Raw genomic sequence first — 15,874 nt, 5'->3', positions numbered from 1 at the left:
AACACAATAAACGTATATATGAAGCATTAGGTTAGTAAACGACAATCCGCAAAGGAATTGGGCGGGGGCAGTAAATTGTGCTGTTATCCGGCGGCTGGGGCTACTGGAAAGTATGGATAGCTATTGGATTTCGGTGAAGGCGGTATCGATCTGGTAGTGCTGTAGCACATCCATGAACTCATCGCAGAGCACCTGCGAGATATCTTCTCTTTCTTTGCTGTTGCTCAGCTTCACCTTATACTTTTCCTCCTCGCGCACTAGCAACAGGTGCTGCTTGTTCTGGCTGCTGTTCAGGGATAGCGAGTCTTCCTGTATCTGCCCTATGCGGCGCTCGTTATTCCCGAACAGAATATTGAACACATTCACGTCTAGACTTAGGCGCGCGCTACCTTTCATGGTATAGGATCCCCGCAGGTCGAAGGCCGACAGGTTGTTGTTCAAGCTGAAACCGGGTGCCACGAATTTGTTTTTGTAGAGCACGAAATCTGCCGCCACATCCTCAAAGTACAGGTGCCCGGTCCGCTCCTCCCGCATAAAGCCGAGCGCCTCCTGTATGGGTTTCACATTGATCAGTTCCATGTCACGGAAAGTAGTGCTGGCATAGGCGACCGTGCGGTCGAAACTTGGAACAAAGGCTTGGTCGAGTTTGGTAAAAACGGCCACGTTGCAGTCAGCCTTGCCTTTGATGTTCCGGCTCTCCAGCATATCCAGCTCCATCTGCTCGGCCACGGCAAACAGCTGCTCTAGGTCCACCTCCTGTACCTGCGCCTTCAGCCGGACCGGGATGGTGTCGGAAGGCTCGTTGAGGTACATCACGCCCTGTGCGTAGATGGTTCCCCCGAAAGCGTTCAGGTATAGCTTGTCCAACTGTGCCTGCTCCCGGTTCATGCGGGCGTCGATGGCCAGGTTTGTCCCTGTAAGGTACTCATACCGGAGCTCCTGCGCCTTCACGTGCAGGCCCAGGTCGTATACTTTCTCCCTGCGCTTGTCTTTTCCATTAGTCTTGTCCGGCAATGGCTCGGCCTCCGCTGGCGGAAGCAGCGTTTTGAGTGCGGCGATGTTCTGCATAAAGGCCTGCAGGTCGAGGAAACCATACTGCATGGTCACATCCAGGTAAGGCCGGGTAATTGTCGAGTTGATGAGGTAAAAGCCACCGTAAGCAGTAGCAGCACCACCTTTTGAGGTTTGAAAGAGCATGTCCCGCATCAGCACATGGCTCCTGTTTTTATTCAGCTGCACCGACAGGTTTTCCAGGTCTTCCGCCCCCGGCAGCTTTACCTGCTTTACATGCAGGTTGATTTGCGCCTTTTGCAGTGGCAGTACATAATCCAAGCCGCTCCCTTTTGCCGCTGCAGACTTTTTAGGGCCGGCTGCGCTGGCCAGGGAGTTGATCTGCTCCATGTTGGTCAGGTCCAGGGTATCGAGCCGGGCGGACAGCTGCAGGTCTGCGGCATACAGTTGCCTGCTGTCATTCAGAACCGACACCTTGCCACTGACCGCTATACCTTGCGTTGTCAGGCCAATGTCCGAGAGGGTCAGCCGCCGCCCATCGCTCCTTAGCCGGGCCCGCATGTTTTGAACGGAAGCCGACGGCAGCTCTAGTTGCTCGCACTGCAGGCGCATGTTCACGCGCAGGAAACCGGGAAGTATAGTTGTGGAGGCCTCCCCGGCGCCAGCATCTGACTTGGCAGGTATGGTCTTATTCTCCGGCGCCAGCTTGATCCAGCCCGTCTGTACCTGCTTTAGTTTAACTGCCCCCTCTACTGAAACTGTAGGGTGCTGTCCCAGGAGGTAATTCATCACATTTTTCACGGAGCCCTCCACGGCAAACGCCCGCCCGCCGACCTTGCCCCTAAGCTGGTGCAGTCGCAGCTCATTACCTGCCAGCCTGGCTTCGCCATTTACTTCTGTGCAGGGCACGGTTAGCTTTGCCGGCTGAAAACCGACCCCGAGCAGGCTGATCGCCCCCTGCCACTGCAGGTCCTGCTCCTGCCGGCGGTCCCCGCTGGCGTGCAGGTTCCCCTTAATGGCCACGTTACCGGAAAGCATGCCCCGGGGCAGGGAAACATATTCTGGCGGCAGAACCTCGGCCAGGCTGTCCAGAGTGTAGCGCCCACTCAGCTGGGCATCGAGGTATGGCTTGTTGAAGTTGGTGATGTTGGCTTTGAGCTGCAGGCTGTCGTTGCCGGTGCGGGCCGACAGGTGGTGCAGCGTAAAGGAGCTCGACTCGGGGGAGTGCTTTGGGCCGTTATCCAATTGCCCGGCGATCTGTATTTGCGACAGGGTGATGCGGCTGGTGGGCCAATGCAGCCTGCCGTCCTGTAACTCGAAGTGTAACCTGCTGCGGGGCCTTTGCGTGGGGCTGGAGTGGCCGGCAATATGGTACTGCAGCTTCACGCGGCCATCGCTCTCCACCTGCTTCAGCAAAGGGATAGACCGCACAGAGGCCATCTGGTTTAGCAGAAAAAAGAAAGGCTGCTCTCCCTCAAAATGAAGATCCAGTTCTGAGCCAACGCCGTGAACGGCCTTCTGGTGCGTGCCGAAGATCAGCACCTCGTTCCCGTTGAGGATGACGCGACTGTCTTTTATCCGACCCTGCTTCTTGTGGCGGTCGAAAGTATAAACGGCGTCGGCTGTAAACGCCCTGTCCCGGAAAAGCTGCAGGTCCCGGCTGGAGATATGGTTGATTCGGCCTTGTAGTTTGCCCTTCAGTTCCAGCCGGTTGCCCTTTACTTCCGCAGACAGATCAGAGTCTAGGAGTTGCAGGGAGAAAGCGCTCTGTTTGAAGTGATTTTCGCTTAATATTTGAGCACTCCGGATGCGCAGCTGCCGGATATCTAGCGCAAAGCCGCCCGAGTCCTGTTCCTCTTTCTCATCTTTCCTGAAAGAGATGCTGACCTTGTTGCCGGCAGAGTCTACCCGCTGGTGAAAAGACACCCCGTCCAGAGATACTTTGCTGATCCGGATGCCCCTGTTTGGCAACTGCAGCAGCGGCAGCAGCACCTCTGCATGTTGCACACGCAGCACCTCCAGGGGGTGGGCCTGCGTGGTGTCTGTTAAGGAGATATTGTCGAATGAAACCGTTAAGTAGGGGAAGTTCTTCCAACTGGAGATTTCCGTCTGTAAAGGAGCCAATACCATGTCTGAGTTACCAGCCAACTTCGCGCGCAGGTAGGCGGGTGCTTTTGCCTCGTAGAGCGGGGGAAGCAAAAGAAAAGCACCCAGAACCAGTAATAGGATCAGGCCCGTAATCAGCAAAAGGAATTTAACCGCAGGGTGCGTTTTCATATAGTAAGCGAAGGCATCTCCGGAAATAAACTCTTCCGGCTAGCTTATCCTTTAACTTACTTTTCCTAAATAAGTTTGGTGCTCGCAAAAGCGAACGCAGGCCTCTGTTATACTATAGCCTTGTTCTATATTTACAGGACTTGCTGGTACTGCTCCCGCCTTCCTACCCTATTGTAGGCAAGGTGTACGGTACCCGATGCTGAACCGGCAGAATTGCACTCTTTTTTAACCCTCTCCGTACTTTCATGCGTACAACAAGACTACCACGGAGCATTCCGATGGGTGACAATTTTAATCTAACACGAAAGGAAACAAACTATGAGTAGCAACAACAGAAATATCTCGGAAGACCCAAATTCAAGAAAAGGCGAAGGCGTGAGCGGACTAGGCAAGGGCAAACAGACCGGCCCTGTGGCTGGCGGTGCCGACAATACCCGTGGTGAGAACAAGCCAAGCCATGAAGGCAGCAGCGGCGGTGCCAAAAAGGGCAAGAATACGGATGGCAGAAGAGACGAGGTAACGCCACAGGACCCGCACGCGAACCTGACCACCACCTCCCGCGGCGCCGACAGCACGGACAAGGAGTTCCGCAACGACCAGCCTAACTCCAGCACCCTCAAGAGCCACAAAAGCAGTGCAGATATCAAGAAGAAGAAATAATTCTATACTTCAACTAACAAAGAAGGCCCGGTAATTCCGGGCCTTTTGCATTTATAGTATACTTTACCGAAAAGGCCTACTTGAGCTCATCGAGCACCTGGTACATCTTCTTGACAAGCGCGGAGGCCGAGCCGTTGTAGTTGTTGACGATAAAGGAAAAGACATACTCCTTGCCGTCCTTACCCTGATGGTAGCCGCAGAAGCCTTTTACGCCGCGTATGGTGCCGCTTTTCATCTTCATGCCGTTAAACACCGGCAGCGAAGCATAGAAGCCGTTGTACCAGGGCTGCGACTGAGCGTGCTGCAGCAACTGTACCTGGGCATGGGTGGTCACCCGGTTCAGCGGCGACAGCCCCGAGCCATCCACCATGCTCAACTCTGTTTCCGGTACGCCCCGCTGCTTCCAGAAAGTACGGATCTCCTTCAGACCATTACCTGTCTGGCTGTCGGAGGTATGCTTGTAGGCAATTGTCTTCACCAGCGCCTCGCCGTAGAGGTTGATGCTCTTGCGGTTAAACCAGTAGATGATGCTATCCAGCGGAGGGGATGTGACGGTGTGAAACACAGTATAGCCATTAGGCAACGGGGCGTTGTGCTCTACCGGCTGCTTTGGCAGCTTGATGCCCAGCGTCTGCAATGTATCGGATAAAGTGCTCACAAACTGGCGTGCCGCAGAGGGCATGGCACCCGAGATTTTAAAGCTGCTCTCGTTTACCGGGATAGTACCCCGGATGGTGGCCGATGGCGCGCTAAGCGGAAAGTAGATGTAGGCATTGTCGCCGGTGCCGGCCGCGGCTGATGTTAGCTCGGAGCGCAGGCCATAGCCGTTCAGCTCCGGCACCGTTTTCACGATCGCCACCGGGTCGCCTATACTTGTTCCTGACCTGAGTATAACGTCGTACTGGTTTTCGCGCCAGTTCAGCTTGGCCGGGCCTGCGCCGTAGTAGTTGGCAATGTCCTGCCACATCCAGCCGTCGGGCACGGTCTCGTCGTTCCAGCCTTCGTTGGCAACCGTTACATGCTTATAGGATTTTATACCTGTGCGCTGCAGCGATTTCGTCAGTCCCGCCAGTACCTGGTCTTCTTTGGTTTCGGCCCAGCGCCAGCTGCCAAAGGTAGGGTCGCCGGAAGGAAGTATGACGAGCTCGTTGTTCCCCTTGTTTTTGCGGTAGGCAAACTTTGTCTCATACCTGAAATCCCTGCCCAACAGCTCGTAGGCGCTGATGCTGGTGATCACCTTCATGGTGGAGGCGGGCGCCAGCCCGATCCGGCTGTTGCGGTCGAAGATAACCTCTCCGGTCTTGGCATCTGTGATGTAGAGGGAGGCAATGGCATTCTGCAGTTGCGGGTCCTGTTCGAACTTACTATAGGCAGCGGCCAGCTTTTGGGGCACCGCCTGCGACCAGGCAACGGTGTGCGCCAGCAAACAGGCCAGCACAAGTATAGCTTTGGGTGTAAAGAGTTTCATAGCCAAAATGTAAGCATTTCAGTGGACTTATACCTACCCCTCCTGTGATTTAGCTCCATAAGCCACGCTAAAACAAAAACAGCCGCCTGTTTCTCACAAGCGGCTGTTCAGATTCATACGCTAAAGTATAAATGTCAGTAAAAATTTGGTCTAAGCCTTATATGACAAACCGGGCTTGGCTACTGTTTGCTAGTTTTTGTCTTACCAGTTCTGGTGCCTGTTGCTGTTGCGCTCGTTGTAGCGGTGGTCATCTTCCTCACGATAATCACGGCTGCCGTAGGCGCTGCGCATGCGGTCTTCGTCGCGGTTGTTGTAGCCGGTAGCGCCGTAGCCGGTGCCGCCAAAATCGCGGTAGCCGCGGTCGTAGCCGTAGTTTTCGCGGCGCTCATTGCCATAGCCCTGGTTGCCCTGGTAGCTGTCGTCGTAGCGGCGCTGATAGCCACGGTTGTCCCTGTTCCGGTTCTCGTTTATATAACCGCCGTCGCTGCTGCGGCCAAAGCTGTCGCTGAAGCGCTGGTCGCGGTTGCGGTAATGCTCCGAGTCTCCGTAGGCATCGTACTGCCTGCTTTCATCCCAGCCTCTGTCGTGCTGCGTAAAACGTGGCCCCTCCTGGCCGGATAGGCCATAGTAGGAGTGGCCGTAGGCCGAACCTCCGCCCTCGTAGCTACCGCCTTCGCCGTAGCGGGTGCCGTGGCGCATGTCACCGTAGGCGCGGGCCGAGTTGGAGGTGTATTCTCCGTGGCGGCGCTCATCGCGCGCATCCCTGTCGCTGCCGTAGCCTCCTTCGGGATTATAGTGTGAGAGGCTGTTCCGGTTGCCGGTCAGCGGATTGCCGTGCTCGTCGAAATCGGCGTAATGGTTTTTGCGCTGGTAGTTGTTTTCATCGTATCTGTTCATAGCGTCGGTTCTTTTAGGTTAAAATACTTTCCCTACTAACGCAGCGAACAAATACTTGTTCCTTCAGCCCGGCCACCTCGCCTTTTGCCCAGCTTATACTTTGGTGTTACAACTTGTGCAGCTGGAAGTACCCCAGGTGCAGCTCGTCTTCTGCCGCGTTGTTGGTTTTGGTGACCAGCAGGCTATACTTTTGCTTCACGGCCTCCGGCAGAATATCCTGCACTTCAAAAAACTCATCCACATCCACGCCATACTTATCGTCGATGTGCGAGGTGGCTCCTTGAAAACCGGTGTGCTTGTAAAAGGCGGTTTGCTTGGCCTGTTGCACGGCACCGGCGGTATCCCCGGCCACAGCCAGCATCTTGTAGTGGAACTCATCAAACTCGCCCGGCTTGTACCCGCCCAGGTTCAGGAAGAAAAGCTTGTCTGTGGCTTCGGTCGCCTGCTCCTTCGGCACCACGTTTATACAATAGCCATTTACCTGCGTCACCTCGCGCCAAGCGTCTATGTGAATCTTGCCTTTCGCCTCGGGCCAGAAAGCCTTGATCTCAGGCACCAGGTCTTTTACCGTTTCGGCCACACTGAAGAACATGTCGTGCTGCTCGGTGTTTCTGCCGGCGGGCCTGCAGCCCAGCATCAGCATAAAAAGTTTAGGTGTTTGCATACCGCAAGATATGCAGAAGCAAGGGCAAAAATAAGCTCATGAAGCTTTCACCTCATGAGCTTTCCATTTCTCATCACACCTGCTATACTCTTGTAGCACAGGCCAAGGCTTCTATTTGCCGCTTTTCCTGATGAAGATGTTGCCGTTCATACTTTTCACCATGATCTCGGCACCTCCGCCGTTTACTTTTCCCGTCACGAAGTTTGCCGTGCTCACCCGGTATACGCCTCCCTCTGTTCTGGCGCCGGATTTTACCTGTGTCGGCTTGGTGTCTTTCGTGAGGTCGAAATCCGTGTATATCTCCCCTCTGTCGGAATTCAGCTTAGCAGTGAATTTTGAACCCGCCGGCAGGGTAATGTCCACGTCGCCGTTCAGGGTGGAGAAAGCCATGGGCGACTTGTTATCCCACTTCAGGAAGTTAGCCTTTACTTTGCCATTGGTGGTGTTGGCCAGCGCGTTGCCCGATACGTTCTCTAGCGTAATCGGTCCGTTCACGTTGTCCAGCTCAAAATTGCCGTTCACGTTGCGCACCAGAATCTCGCCATTGTTCACGGTCGAGAGTTTCAGGTTGAAGTTCTGCGGCACCTGTATCTCCAGGTTTACAATGCGGTTCATGGCCTCCGATAATACCTCCACGTTGTTGTTATGCTCTTCCACCGTAATGCCCAGGCTGGTGTTGGCAATTCTCCGCAGGCCGCCTACCTCCTCACTTGCCCTTTCTCGCCCCTGCCGCCTGGCGTCTCTTTCCCCCAGGCTGGCTTTGATCACCACCTCTTTAGCCTTCGTGCCTGTAACCCGGATCGCTCCGGAAATAAGCCCTACTTCCAGGGTGCCGGCTTCGTTGGGCTTGGTCAGGGGCACTACAATTTCTTCGGTTGTACTACTTTGGGCAAAGCCGTATGTGCTCATAACCAAAAGTAGTAATACAAGTATGCTGCGTTTCATTATGCTGTTTGTTGTGTTGGTTGAATATGATTCAGGGTAATAAATTAGCCTCTCGCCTTCACGATCACTTTTCCGTTAAAGGTTTTCAGCTCCAGCCTGGCTGCGCCCGCACCTGTTTTGAAGGATGCCGCCTGCCCCAGTTTATAAGTAGTCCTTGATCCGTCGGAGCTGCTGACCTTCTCCACCTTGGGCGAGAGCTTTTGCAGGTCCTCCAGGTCGGTATAGAAGTCGCCGTTAAAGGAGCTGAAGTCGATGGTGGCTGAAAGCGCTTTCTGGTACAGCAGCTCAATGTTGCCGTTCAGCGTTTCCAGCCTCGCCTGCTTTTTTGGGTTCTCGCGGTAACTCACCACCACATTCCCGTTGATGGTTTTGGCGTCCACTTCCGCGGCAATGTTCTCCAGCAGGATCGCCCCGTTAATGTTAGAGGCCTCAATGTAGTCCGTGGAGATGTTCCGGATCTTGATGTCCCCGTTGTTGATGGTGATGATGGAGAGGTTCGTGTGCTGCGGTACCTTGATCGTATAGTTGTGGGTAAAGCCGTACTCCAGCTTCCGGTCTATGTTAATCCCCCGGTTGCCTTTTGCGTTTGTTCGGTGGGATTGGATATAGGGCGCCTTCAGGTAACTGATGATGCTGTCGCCGCTTACCTCAAACTCCACGCTCAGCTCCTTGGCCTTCTCCAGTCCGTTTGCGGCTTTGGGCCGGATGATGCGCTCCACCTCAAACAGCACCTTATCGCCGTTGTAGGGCTCCACGTGCACGAAGCCGTCTATGTTCTCCACCTTCAGCACATTGGCCGCCGACTTACGGGCAAAGCTCAGCTCCCGCACGATCTTCTCGGTGTGGTTTTGCGCCACCAAACTTACCCCGTTTAGCAGGAATAGGAGCAGCACGATCAAAGACTTCATGTTTTCCATCATTTCTAGATTAAGACGTTTATACTTTCCTTGATTTTATCTTTTACCTGTTCGTTGGTGTTCTCATCCTGCAGCAGCTGCTTGAGCTGCGGCACCGCGTTTCGCTCCTGCAGGTCCTGCATCAGGTCGGCCAGTGCAATCTGCACCATCGGCGACTCCTGCTTGTTGATCGACAGGATGAGCTGCTCGCGCACCTGAGGGTTGGCGGTGTGCTTTTTCAGGGCCTCTACGGCGGCCAAACGCACGTTCACGTTCGGGTCGTGGTTGAGGGAGTTAAACAGGGCACCGATTACTTTCTCGTCGGCATCCACTATCTCGCTGGAGATGTTTACCGCCCGCAGCCGGTCTACTGCAGCCGGCTGCTCTATCAGCGTGGCAAACAGCATCTGCCTTACCTGGCTCAGCTCCATGGCCAGCATCTGGGTGTCTGTGTTTGGCTGCTGTTGCTGGCTTGGCGAGAAAGCCAGCCAGGCGGCAAAGAAGCCAAAGGCGAATACCACCAACGTATAAGCCAGCCGCACAGGGCTCAGAAGGGTCTGCATACTTTGCCACAAATCGGCCCAGGTATACTGCGGCTTTGCCAGCTCCGCCTGCTCTATTTTGGCGGCCAGCATGCGGTTGAACTTCGCCTGCAGGCCAGCGCCTGGCTGCGGGTCTGGCAGCACGCTCATACTTGTGAAGGTAGCCTGCAGCGCCTGTAGCTCCTCCTCACGGATCTCCCCTGTCTGCACCAGCGCCTCGAACTCCTTTTGTTGCGCCTCGTCCAGGTTTCCTTCCAGGTAATCCAGGATCAGCACCTGTTGTCTCTCGTCTCTCATATGTTTATACCCTTCGCTTGTAGTTTCATAAAGACCTCCCGCAGGTCGTTTACCGCCCGGAAAACCTTTACTTTCACATACGTCTCGGTGCAGTTGTGCAGCGTGGCGATGTCCTTGTACTTGAGGCCCTGTAGCTTGGTGAGCAGCAGCAGCTCCCGCTTCTCTTCACTCAGTTGGTCCAGTGCCCGCTCCATTAACTGCAGGTGCTCCTCTTTCTGCCTTGCCTCCTCCGGCACCGACAGGTCCGGCAGCTTGTCCTGTTTCTGGTCTATGTCTGTGCTGATACCGGCACGCTTTGTCTTCTTCAGGTGATCGGCCAGCACGTTGCGGGCCAGGTGGTACAGCCAGGTGGTGAACTTTCCGTCACCCCGGAACGTGTGGCGGTACTTCAGCACCCGCTCAAACACATCCTGCACCAGGTCCTCGCTCAGCTCCGCGTTCCGGGTCATGCGGAAGTAGAAGCCGTACAGGCTTTTACCGTACCGCTGGAACAGGAGGCCGAGCTTGTCAAGGTCACCGGCTTTTACCTTGAGCATCAAAGCATTGTCAGTAAATATTTCCAAATGATCAGGTTTGGTTTTGTCTTCCATAAAGGAAACTGCGGTTTTGGGAAAAGTTACAGTATTTCTGCCGTTTTTTTTCAGGAGCTGGATCAGGAACTACCCGGTGCCTATAAAAGCAAGAGGGACCCATAGAGCCCCACTTGCTTTTATCACTAAAACAAACAATGCTAAATCAACCTCCGGTGCGGTTCAGCTCCTCCAGGTTATTGCGCTTGCGCTCTTCCAACTTCGCGCCCCTGCTGAACTTGTAGCGAAGCGTTAAGCCTACGTTGCGCTGCCGGAAGTACTGGTCCCAATCACTCACGTTGCCTTCGCCCACATTGGCCCCGATGATGAGGTGCTGGGTATGGAAAATATCGTTGGCGTTGACGGTCAGATCCAGTTTTTCGTCCATAAAGCTTCGCTTCAGCCCCACATTCAGCCACCAGCGCGGGTCCACCCGATACAGCGCGTAGGCGCCGGGCCCCTGGTAGGTGCCGTTGATCTCAGCTTTCAGCTTCCAGGGCAGCAGGATGGTATGGTTGGACTGCAGCATGTAAAACACCTGATCATTCGTCACCTGCTGCCTATCCACGATGGTGCTAAACTCGTTGTAGGCCACCACCAGCGTGTTGCTCGTGTCCCACTTCTTCATGATCTGCACTGGCACTACCGCTGTCATGCTCAGGTTGATGGCGTCGTCCACGTTGCCTATGGTGTAAATGGTCGTGGAGGTTTCGGCATCAATGATAGGAAGCTCCGCAATCACGTCCTGCTGGAGCTGGTAGCTGAGCGCCAGGCTGTAGTTTTTCTTATAGGTCTGCGTGATGCCGAAGGAATGGGTGTACTGCGGCCTCAGGTAAGGGTTTCCGAGCCAGTAGGTGTACGGGTCGCGGTAGGAGAAGAAAGGGTTGAGCGAGCCGTAGTTTGGCCGGTAAATGCGGCGGCTGTAGTTGTAGTTCAACTCATAGTCGTCGCTCACCTTTTGCATCAGGAAAAGGCTCGGGAACAAATCCAGGTAATCGCGTTTGGTCACCTGCCCCGTGGTCAGCGACTCCCCTTTGGATACGGTTTGCTCTGCCCGCAGGCCAGCCTGCAGGTTAAAGCGCTCTCCGAGTTTGCTGCTCCAGTTCACGTAGGCCGCGTAAATGTCCTCGTCGTAGAGGAAGTGGTTCGTGCGCGAAAGGTCCGGCACACGCACATCGCCGTTGTTAAAATAAAAGCGGGAGTCAGCATCCGAGGCCACCCGGCTAGCTTTCACGCCTAGCTCCAGCTTGCGGCTATTGGAGAAGGCTTTGGTGTAATCTACCTTCCCAGAGAAAATATCGAAACCGGAGGGCGTCTCCGTGTAGAGGAAATCCTGTCTGTCGGCCCCCTCCCCCGTCAGGTCGTAGAAGTAGTTATAAAAGTAGGCGTCTCCCCTGTTTCGGATCTTTACCAGGTCCAGGTCCGCGCTCAGCTGCGTGCCCAGCGTATCGAACTTACCCACGTAGTGCACGTTGCCGGTATAGTTCGTGAAACGGTTCTCCCTAAAGTTATCCGCATCTATAAACTGCGTTGGCTGGCCCGGCGCATTGCCCAGGTAAGTCTCCGTTAGGAAATCAGCATTGAACTTGTTCGTCACAAAGTAGCCCATCACCCCCACACTATGGCGCTCGTCTATGCTATAATCGGTACCCAGGCGCACCGCTGGCGGTCCCTGTACCTCATAGTCCTCGGTCGCTTCCTGGTCGAAGTATACGGATTCTTCTTCTCCCTTGAACACACGGGTAAACGTAGCGTCGCGGCCTCCCACACGGCGGGCCGCATCCAGGTTCAGGAAGGAGTTCCAGTCACCGGATTTGTAGTTGATCGTGGCGCCGCCCGAATAGCCTACCTGCTTGCCGTTGTAGGTCGTGCCTGCATAAACACTGCCATTCACGCCCTGTTGTGTGTTCTGTTTCAGGTTAATGTTGAGGATGCCGGAGGATCCCTGGGCATCATACTTGGCGGAGGGGTTGGTGATGATCTCGATGTTACGGATGTTCTCTGCCGGCATGCCTTCCAGCAGAGAGCGGAGGTCGCGGGCCGAGAGGTAGGTGAGCTTTCCGTCCAGCATCACAGTTACCCCGCTCCTGCCATTGAGCTGTATATTGCCCTCCTGGTCTACAAACACACCCGGAGAGGTAGCCAGCACATCATAGGCCGTTTTGCCCGCTGCCAGGGCGGTGCCCTCTATACTGACCACCAGGCGGTCTGCCTCCTGCGTAATAGTGGGCCGCAGCGCCTGCACCTGCACCTCCTGCAAGGTGGTGGCCGTGGAGGTGCCCAGGGCAACCTTGCCTATACTTACCTGCGGCTTGCCGGCTGTTACGTTCACCTGCCGAACGGTCTTCGAAGTATAGCCAATAAAGCTAAAGGCCAGGTCATACGTTCCGAAACCGATATTTTCGAGCTTAAAGTGCCCTTTCTCATCTGTGAGGGTGCCGCCCACAGCCTGTGCAGATCCTTGTTGCAGCAGAGCCACAGTGGCATATTCCAGTGGTTTGCCCGTGAGCGAGTCGGTTAAGGTGCCTGTTATGGCGCCGTTTCCCTTCAGACTAGCCCCGGCTTGCTGCTGCGCGCCATCCTGTGCCAGGCCTGAGAAGCCAAACAGGCTGAGGAGAAGGCATAGTTGTCCCAGCAAGAAGAGTCTTCTTTTTTTCATAGTTCAGTAGTTAAGATGTGAATGTGATAATGTTGTTAAGGTATAGCGTAAAGACAAAAGCTGTGAGCCACAGTTGCACGCCTACCTGAATTCCTGTAAAATTTTACGCTATCTTCTCAAACCCGACAGATGCAGCATGGCTTCAGGTATGCTGTCTGCATTTCTAAACTTCCTTCTCAGCTGCTGCCACGCAAGGGTATCCTTACCAACTGGCCGGTGCTCAATTAGGTAAACTCGGGTTCTCGGAAAGGTTACAGCATCCGGAGCGATTTATTTTTGAAAGCTTGGCGAAGTATAAAAAAATAAGGTGCCCGCTATGCCTATTGCTTTCCTCAGTAAAAGCAATAGGCATAGGGGTATACTTAATCAAACCGAAGATTGGCGACCGGGTTCATTGATGCGGCTTTCAGTGCCTGATAACTTACTGTCAGGAAGGCCACCAGCGCGGCTGTTATTCCTGCCGCAAAAAACACCCATACGGGGATATCGATGCGATAGGCAAAGTTCTGCAGCCATATGCTCATGGCGTACCAGGCCAGCGGGAAGGCGATGAGGGCGGCTACGATAATAAGCGCCAGGAATTCCTTGGAGAGCAACGCTACAATGGTTGCGTTCTCGGCTCCCAGCACTTTGCGGATACCGATTTCCTTTTTCCGGCGCTCTGCTGCATAGGCTGCCAACCCGAACAAGCCCAGACAGGCCACAAAAATGGCGATGCCGGTGAAAATCCAGAGCAGCGTTTTCAGCTTGTCCTCCGCCTTGTACATTTTGGCAAAGTTCTCATCCATAAACACATATTCGATCGGGTAATCCGGCGAGAACTTGCTCCATACCTGCTTTACCTGCGCTATCGTGCCGGCCACATCGGCCGCGTCCATCTTTACGGCCACTTTCCAGTAAGCGCCCGGGAAAATCTGAAGCACCGTCGGTTCCACCCTCTCGTAGAGGCTCTTGAAGTGGAAGTCTTTTACCACACCGATGATCTTTCCCTCCTTGATGGAGTCAGGGTTCACATCGTTCCAAATGTTCCAGCGCAGCGGCTGGCCAAGGGCTTTCTCAGGAGTGCCGAAGCCTAGTTCCCTTACCGCTGTCTCGTTGATCATGAACGCCTGGTCGGCATCTGTCCGGAACTCTTTCGAGAAGGCCCTGCCCGCCCGCAGCTTCACGTCCAGCGTGTTCACATAATCATAGTCCACCATGAGCTGGGTCACGCTGTGGTTCGTTTGCTCTCCGTCTTTAATCGTGGTAATTCCGTCGCCGGCCGTGGCGTCGCCCGGAAACCCGTAGCCGATCGACACATTTTTAATACCGGGCACTTTCTTCAGCTCGTTCTTGAACGTCTCATAGTTTTCGAACATCTGCTCGCCCCGCATCTGAAAGAACATAACCTGCTCCCTGTTAAAACCCAGGTCTTTGCTGTGCAGATAGGTCACTTGCTTGAATACCACAAAGGCACTGATAATGAGAAAAATAGACAGAGCAAACTGCACCACAATCAGCCCATGGCGCAGCCACTGTATCCGGCCCACCCTGCTATCTACCATCACGGCGCTTTTGAGTACTTTTACTGGTTGGAAGCCGGATAAGACAAGCGCTGGGTAAAAGCCTGCTAAAACGCCTACTACCACAGTTAAAAAGAGCAGCAACAGGAGCAGCAAGGGATTGGTGAAGATGTTAAAGCTCATTTGTTTGCCAGTGAAAGCGTTGAGCGAAGGTAGCAGCAGCGAGGTAAGCGCGGCGGCAAAGATAACGCTGATGAGCGTGAGCAGCAGGGTCTCAGCGATGAACTGCACCACCAACTGGCTGCGGCTGGCGCCCACCGCTTTTCTCACCCCCACCTCTTTGGCCCGCTGCACTGATTTAGCCGTTGCCAGGTTCACGAAGTTAAAGCAAGCGATCAGCAGTATAAATACAGCCACAATGCTCAGGGCCTTCACATAGGTGATGTTTCCTCTTATAGCCTGGTCATACTTAAAATCGGCGGAATGCAGGTACACGTCGTGCAGTGGCTGAAAGTGCGGCACATAATCATACGGCCTGTTCTGGGCTGGGTCGATCTGCTTGCCCACAACATCCCGGAACTGTGCCTCCACGAACTGCGGATCTGTGCCCTCCCGTAGTTTAACGTACGTGTAAAACTGCTGCCAGCTCCATTTCTTCATGCGCTCGGCCGGAATCTCGGCAGCCTCCATCGGCTGAATAAAGTTCACGGGCAGGTGAAAGCGGTCGTTGCTGTAGAACACACCCCGCACAATGTACGGTATCTTGTTTACACTGATCTTCTCCCCCACCGGGTCTTTGTCGCCAAACACGCGCGCGGCCATTTTATCCGACAGCACAATGGAAGATGGGTCGGCCAGGGCCTTTTCGGGGGAGCCATACTTGAAGGGCAGCTGGAACACCTCAAAAAAGGTAGGATCGGTAAAGGTGCGGCCATTTTCGTACAAGCGTTTCTCCCCTACTTCCACCAGGTTGTTGGCATCAAACTGCAGCATCAGGATACGGGCTACCTGCTCTACCTGTGGGAACTCCTGCTCCAGGGTGGTGCCGAACATGGGGGGCACCGGGGCAACCGTGGAGCCCGCCTCTCTTGCCGACATGTCGTTATAGATACGATACACCCTATCCCCTTCTGGCAGGAACTTGTCATACTGCAGTTCGTCGTACACAAACAGGCCGATGAGCAGACAGGTGGTAAGCCCCAGAGCCAGGCCGGCAATGTTGATCATGGAAAAGGCCTTGTGGCGTACAAGGTTCCGGTAGGCGGTTTTCAGGTAATTCCTCAGCATAGTTTTATGGAATAAGAGCTTTGACTGTAACAGCAGTACAAGCGCGGCCACTTGGCGCCTCATCTGCCACAAAGCTGGCTTGCACACGCAGTGCCAAAACAAAATATCCTTGTTTATCAAGCCATTACCGCGTATGTATACTTTTACAGCGTGCAGTATCGCGCAGCAGGTGTGCGATTTCGCACGCTCACCCCTTGGCT

General features: G+C 54.4%; 11 protein-coding genes. 1 reads left to right on the top strand and 10 read right to left on the bottom strand.

Features of this window, described 5'->3' with window-relative positions; genetic code table 11:
• Positions 1–120: 120 nt before the first annotated feature.
• On the bottom strand, positions 121–3,288 hold the full coding sequence (locus OH144_RS03585; RefSeq protein WP_266204925.1) for an AsmA family protein: 3,168 nt from the start codon (positions 3,286–3,288) through the stop codon (positions 121–123).
• A 318-nt stretch (positions 3,289–3,606) separates the two neighbouring features.
• Between OH144_RS03585 and OH144_RS03580 the strand changes: the two genes are divergently transcribed.
• Complete coding sequence (locus tag OH144_RS03580) at positions 3,607–3,948, top strand: hypothetical protein (protein WP_266204924.1); 342 nt, start codon at positions 3,607–3,609, stop codon at positions 3,946–3,948.
• A 76-nt stretch (positions 3,949–4,024) separates the two neighbouring features.
• On the opposite strand, the gene dacB is transcribed toward OH144_RS03580, so the two are convergent.
• The 9 genes from dacB to OH144_RS03535 all read right to left on the bottom strand — a co-directional run bounded on the left by dacB (position 4,025) and on the right by OH144_RS03535 (position 15,674).
• Complete coding sequence (dacB, locus tag OH144_RS03575; protein ID WP_266204923.1) at positions 4,025–5,416, bottom strand: D-alanyl-D-alanine carboxypeptidase/D-alanyl-D-alanine endopeptidase; 1,392 nt, start codon at positions 5,414–5,416, stop codon at positions 4,025–4,027.
• Between the two features lie 201 nt (positions 5,417–5,617).
• The gene (locus tag OH144_RS03570; RefSeq protein WP_266204922.1) at positions 5,618–6,313 is read right to left on the bottom strand and encodes a hypothetical protein; all 696 of its coding nucleotides are present in this window, start codon (positions 6,311–6,313) and stop codon (positions 5,618–5,620) included.
• Positions 6,314–6,419: 106 nt separating this feature from the next.
• A complete protein-coding gene (locus OH144_RS03565) occupies positions 6,420–6,977 on the bottom strand; it encodes a DUF1543 domain-containing protein (RefSeq protein ID WP_266204921.1) in 558 nt (185 codons plus the stop codon).
• A gap of 111 nt (positions 6,978–7,088) precedes the next feature.
• Entirely contained in the window at positions 7,089–7,886 is a 798-nt protein-coding gene (locus OH144_RS03560) for a DUF4097 family beta strand repeat-containing protein (protein ID WP_266204920.1), read from the bottom strand.
• An 80-nt stretch (positions 7,887–7,966) separates the two neighbouring features.
• Positions 7,967–8,830, bottom strand: coding sequence for a DUF4097 family beta strand repeat-containing protein (locus OH144_RS03555; RefSeq protein ID WP_266204919.1), 864 nt, complete (start codon positions 8,828–8,830; stop codon positions 7,967–7,969).
• 14 nt (positions 8,831–8,844) lie between these two features.
• On the bottom strand, positions 8,845–9,657 hold the full coding sequence (locus OH144_RS03550; protein WP_266204918.1) for a HEAT repeat domain-containing protein: 813 nt from the start codon (positions 9,655–9,657) through the stop codon (positions 8,845–8,847).
• Positions 9,654–10,247: an RNA polymerase sigma factor gene (locus tag OH144_RS03545; RefSeq protein WP_266204917.1), complete on the bottom strand. Its 594-nt coding sequence runs from the start codon at positions 10,245–10,247 to the stop codon at positions 9,654–9,656. The genes OH144_RS03550 and OH144_RS03545 overlap by 4 nt, the downstream gene beginning before the upstream one ends.
• A 145-nt stretch (positions 10,248–10,392) precedes the next feature.
• On the bottom strand, positions 10,393–12,885 hold the full coding sequence (locus OH144_RS03540) for an outer membrane beta-barrel family protein (protein WP_266204916.1): 2,493 nt from the start codon (positions 12,883–12,885) through the stop codon (positions 10,393–10,395).
• Between the two features lie 362 nt (positions 12,886–13,247).
• Positions 13,248–15,674, bottom strand: a complete 2,427-nt coding sequence (locus OH144_RS03535) for an ABC transporter permease (RefSeq protein ID WP_266204915.1) — start codon at positions 15,672–15,674, stop codon at positions 13,248–13,250.
• Positions 15,675–15,874: the final 200 nt, after the last annotated feature.

The organism is Pontibacter kalidii, from assembly GCF_026278245.1.
GTDB lineage: Bacteria > Bacteroidota > Bacteroidia > Cytophagales > Hymenobacteraceae > Pontibacter > Pontibacter kalidii.
Note: the sequence above shows the minus strand (reverse complement) of the source record. Positions and strands in the feature narration are given on the sequence as shown.

What these genes read in the sequence shown, in the direction of transcription:
- OH144_RS03585 (WP_266204925.1), bottom strand. Translation starts at nt 3,288, where the DNA reads ATGAAAACGCACCCTGCGGTTAAATTCCTTTTGCTGATTACGGGCCTG.
- OH144_RS03580 (WP_266204924.1), top strand. Translation starts at nt 3,607, where the DNA reads ATGAGTAGCAACAACAGAAATATCTCGGAAGACCCAAATTCAAGAAAA.
- dacB (WP_266204923.1), bottom strand. Translation starts at nt 5,416, where the DNA reads ATGAAACTCTTTACACCCAAAGCTATACTTGTGCTGGCCTGTTTGCTG.
- OH144_RS03570 (WP_266204922.1), bottom strand. Translation starts at nt 6,313, where the DNA reads ATGAACAGATACGATGAAAACAACTACCAGCGCAAAAACCATTACGCC.
- OH144_RS03565 (WP_266204921.1), bottom strand. Translation starts at nt 6,977, where the DNA reads ATGCAAACACCTAAACTTTTTATGCTGATGCTGGGCTGCAGGCCCGCC.
- OH144_RS03560 (WP_266204920.1), bottom strand. Translation starts at nt 7,886, where the DNA reads ATGAGCACATACGGCTTTGCCCAAAGTAGTACAACCGAAGAAATTGTA.
- OH144_RS03555 (WP_266204919.1), bottom strand. Translation starts at nt 8,830, where the DNA reads ATGAAGTCTTTGATCGTGCTGCTCCTATTCCTGCTAAACGGGGTAAGT.
- OH144_RS03550 (WP_266204918.1), bottom strand. Translation starts at nt 9,657, where the DNA reads ATGAGAGACGAGAGACAACAGGTGCTGATCCTGGATTACCTGGAAGGA.
- OH144_RS03545 (WP_266204917.1), bottom strand. Translation starts at nt 10,247, where the DNA reads ATGGAAGACAAAACCAAACCTGATCATTTGGAAATATTTACTGACAAT.
- OH144_RS03540 (WP_266204916.1), bottom strand. Translation starts at nt 12,885, where the DNA reads ATGAAAAAAAGAAGACTCTTCTTGCTGGGACAACTATGCCTTCTCCTC.
- OH144_RS03535 (WP_266204915.1), bottom strand. Translation starts at nt 15,674, where the DNA reads ATGCTGAGGAATTACCTGAAAACCGCCTACCGGAACCTTGTACGCCAC.